3 protein-coding genes, 1 tRNA gene and 1 pseudogene are annotated in these 3,450 nt (G+C 65.2%); all 5 read right to left on the minus strand.

Translation table 11 applies throughout. From position 1 onward, the window contains the following. Nucleotides 1-90: transfer RNA gene (locus tag ACESLR_RS11785), tRNA-Ser, on the minus strand. An 88-nt stretch (nt 91-178) separates the two neighbouring features. After that, nucleotides 179-478 carry a hypothetical protein gene (locus tag ACESLR_RS11790; RefSeq protein ID WP_373067594.1) on the minus strand — a complete coding sequence of 100 codons (300 nt, stop codon included), beginning with the start codon at nt 476-478 and terminating at the stop codon, nt 179-181. A 597-nt stretch (nt 479-1,075) separates the two neighbouring features. Next, nucleotides 1,076-2,314, minus strand: coding sequence for a CoA transferase (locus ACESLR_RS11795; RefSeq protein ID WP_373067600.1), 1,239 nt, complete (start codon nt 2,312-2,314; stop codon nt 1,076-1,078). Beyond that, entirely contained in the window at nt 2,311-3,171 is an 861-nt protein-coding gene (locus ACESLR_RS11800) for a MaoC family dehydratase N-terminal domain-containing protein (RefSeq protein WP_373067608.1), read from the minus strand. The genes ACESLR_RS11795 and ACESLR_RS11800 overlap by 4 nt, the downstream gene beginning before the upstream one ends. A 193-nt stretch (nt 3,172-3,364) precedes the next feature. Continuing rightward, nucleotides 3,365-3,450: pseudogene (locus ACESLR_RS11805) on the minus strand (elongation factor Tu); the annotation flags it as partial.

A 3,450-nucleotide genomic window follows, 5' to 3' on the forward strand; every position in this document is an offset into this window, starting at 1 on the left:
TGGCGGAGAGAGAGGGATTCGAACCCTCGAGACGGTTTCCCGCCTACACACTTTCCAGGCGTGCGCCTTCGACCACTCGGCCACCTCTCCTGATAGTTCATTAGGCATTTGTCTTCCCGGTTGCAATAGGCCCGGTGTCTGACCAACCCATGACCCCGAAAGCTGACGTGAGCTATCGTCAGCTGATCCTTGACACTGAACAGTTCAGAAACTTCGAGTCTGACCTGAGCGCGCTCTGCGCCCCCATCAGGACCTTGTCACGCCAGACCGTCAGGCGATGCACCGGCACGTTCAGATCCCGGGAGACCGCGTAGCGGCTCTCACCCCGCATGCGCCGCTGAACCGCCGCCAGCTTGCGTTTCGTCGAAAAGCGCTTCGTCCCACCGGCCACGGCCCCGCCGTCGCCAGCGTTGTGGGCGCGCACCGATGCGGCCGTCGCCGCCATCGCGACAGATTTATCTGTTGTTTCGCCAGACATGTTCTACGCCCGGTCCCTTCGGAAACAGCGATCAGACCTGTCCCACAAAACCGTGTTCCATCCCAGAGAGATCAGACATGTTCACTACGCCGTTATTGAAACCGTGATTCACGCGGTGCACCTTAAATCAATGGGGCCTAACCCTGGACTAAAGACACGAACGCGCTTTTGCAGGCGTTCTGTCGCTTACGAAAGGTGACCTCTGTTCAGGCCTGCCGCATCGCACAGGCGCGCGGCAACTGGGGCCAAATGGCACTACTTCCACCCCTATGTTGCAGCAGATTGGCGACATCGAAGCAATCAACAGCAGTCTGCGACACGAGTGCCTCAGCGAGGAAATCTTCGACAGAGAGGCCTCAGCCTGACGCAAGCTGGCCATCTGGTGCTGTGATCGCAGCAATGTCGAGATATTTTCCCCGCTGGAAAATCAAACACCTCCCAACGCGCGCCAGGCGCTTGGCCAATCCTCGGGTTCCGCGCGCACAGCCGACGACCATCCGTCCCAAGGACCCCCGGTATGAACCGGAAATGGTCGATGGGCAAATCAGATGCGGTGACCACGTGCGGCCCTGAACCGTTCAGCCGATGGGACGAGGCTCAGAGCACGGATCGCGCGCCCTGTTCGGGGCCTTGCACCACGCCCATATCGAAGAGCCCCGCGATCTCGGCATCACACAGCCCCATCACATCCCCGAGAACGGCCTCTGTGTCCGCACCCAAGGCCGGCGCGGGTGAGGGCGACTCGCGGACGTGCCCGGAAAACACCGCCGGATGTCCGGGCACCGGAAAACGGCCCAAGCCCGGCTGATCAAGTGTCTGGAACATCGGGTTCGCATCACTCAGATCGGGGTCCTCGTCCACCGCCTCGCGCACGGTGCGAAAGACCGACCAGGTCAGCCCCGCCGCGTCGAACTCCGCCGCAAAATCGCTGACGCGGCGGGCCGCGAACCACGGGCGCAGGATTTCGGTGATCTCGTCGCGCAGCTCCCAGCGGACGCCCTCGTCGTCCAGATCGCGCCCGGTGCGTGTCGCGAGGTCGGCCATCGCGGCCTCGGTGCCCGTCGCCTTGACCAGATTGCGCCATTGCCGCTTGGTCAGGCCGATCACCATGACCCGACGCCCGCAAGCACAGACGAAATCCTGACCGTATGCCCCGTAAAGCGCATTGCCGGCCTTGGGCCGGTCCTGAGCGTTCACCACCGCATCGCCGATCATGCCCAAGTGTCCGATGGTCGCCGCCGCCACATCCTTAAGCGACAGCTCCACCTCCTGGCCCTCGCCGGTCCGCAACCGCGTGCGCTCGGCCGCGAGCAACGAGGACACCACCAGATGCCCCGCCGCCACGTCCCAGGCGGGCATGGCATGCGCCACCGGATCGGAATGGTCTGCCGGGCCGGTCATCGCCGGGATGCCAAGCGAGGGGTTCACGGTATAATCCACCTGCGGGCGCCCGTGCCGGTCGCCCATCAGCGTGACCATGATCAGGTCGCGGCGGTGCTGGCTCAGCGTGTCGTAATCCATCCAGCCGCGCACGCGCAGGTTGGTCAGGAACAGGCCGGCATCCTCGCCGGGGGCCGTGACGATGCGCGTGACCAACTCGCGCCCCTCGGGGTGGCTCATATCCACGGCGATGGACTTCTTGCCCTTGTTCAGGCCGGCCCAGAACAGGCTCTGTCCCGAGGGCGCCAGCGGCCAGCGCCCGGCATCAAGGCCCCCGCCGATCCGGTCGAACCGGATCACCTCGGCGCCCATCTGCGCCAGCGTCATCCCCGCCAGCGGCACGGCGACGAAGGCCGACCCCTCGACCACGCGCATGCCTTTCAGAATTCCAGTCATGCCGGGTCCTCCCATGTGGCCGTGGCCTGCGTGCATTGATGCCCCGCCTGCCCCGCGTAAAGCGCCAGCCCGCCCGTCTCGGTCGGCTCGGCCATGATATCGACCTGCGGGCTTTCGCCGCGCACCAGAAGCATCGGATGCACCCCGCGAAACGAGAACCCCTCGGGCCAGGCCCCGCGCGCGCGATACGCCGCCTGAATCAGCCATGTCGCCTGCAACGGCCCGTGCACCACGAGGCCGGGATAGCCCTCGACCTCCTGTGCGTAAGGCAGATCGATATGGATGCGATGCGCGTTGAACGTCAGCGCCGAGTAGCGGAACAGCAGCACCTCGCTGGCCTCGACCGTGTCGTGCAGCATCGGCTTCTTGGGCATCGGTCGCTTGCGCGGCGGGCCGTAGGTGTCGGGGATATCGAGATAGACGATGTTCTGCACCTCTTCGACCGCGCACCCGTCCTTGCCATGCAACTCGTGTGCCACTGTGACCAGCGCCATCGGGCCGGATGCGCCGGCCTTTTCGTCGACGCTGCGGATGACGGACTGCCGGGTCAGCGTCTCGCCGACATGCAGAGGCCGGTGAAACCGCAGATCGGCACTGGCCCACATGCGGCGCTGCAACGGTACGGGCGGCAGAAATCCCCCCAGCCTGGGATGCCCGTCGCGCCCCAATTCGCCGGTCGGCACGGTCGGCACGAAGGCGCACCAGTGCCAGAGCGGCGGCAGGACCTCGCCCGCAACGGGCGCGGCCGCATCGGGATCCCCGAGCGTGGCGTGGATCTGCGCTGCCTGCGGCGGGTGGATACACCCGACCCGCGTCTCACGCCGCCCGATCCATCCCGAAAAATCAAGCTCCGACACCTCTGTCCCCCCCTGCCCTGTCGCGTGCGACGGTGGCGGGGCGGCCGAAAAAAGTCAATCTGTCAATATGTTACTGGATACCGTTGTATGCGACAGGCCGATACGCATGCGTCCCCGCCCGCCAAACGCAAAAGGGCGTCCCGTGGGACGCCCTTTGGATCACGATCTGGGATCCGTAACGCCTGAGCGTTTCTTACACGAGGATCTTGCTGACGACGCCGGCGCCGACGGTGCGGCCACCTTCGCGGATGGCAAAGCGCAGGCCGTCTTCCATGGCAA

The organism is Thioalkalivibrio sp., from assembly GCF_041685615.1.
GTDB lineage: Bacteria > Pseudomonadota > Gammaproteobacteria > Ectothiorhodospirales > Ectothiorhodospiraceae > Thioalkalivibrio.

Excerpts from the sequence above, each read along its gene's own strand:
- ACESLR_RS11790 (WP_373067594.1), bottom strand. The coding sequence starts at position 478 with ATGTCTGGCGAAACAACAGATAAATCTGTCGCGATGGCGGCGACGGCC.
- ACESLR_RS11795 (WP_373067600.1), bottom strand. The coding sequence starts at position 2,314 with ATGACTGGAATTCTGAAAGGCATGCGCGTGGTCGAGGGGTCGGCCTTC.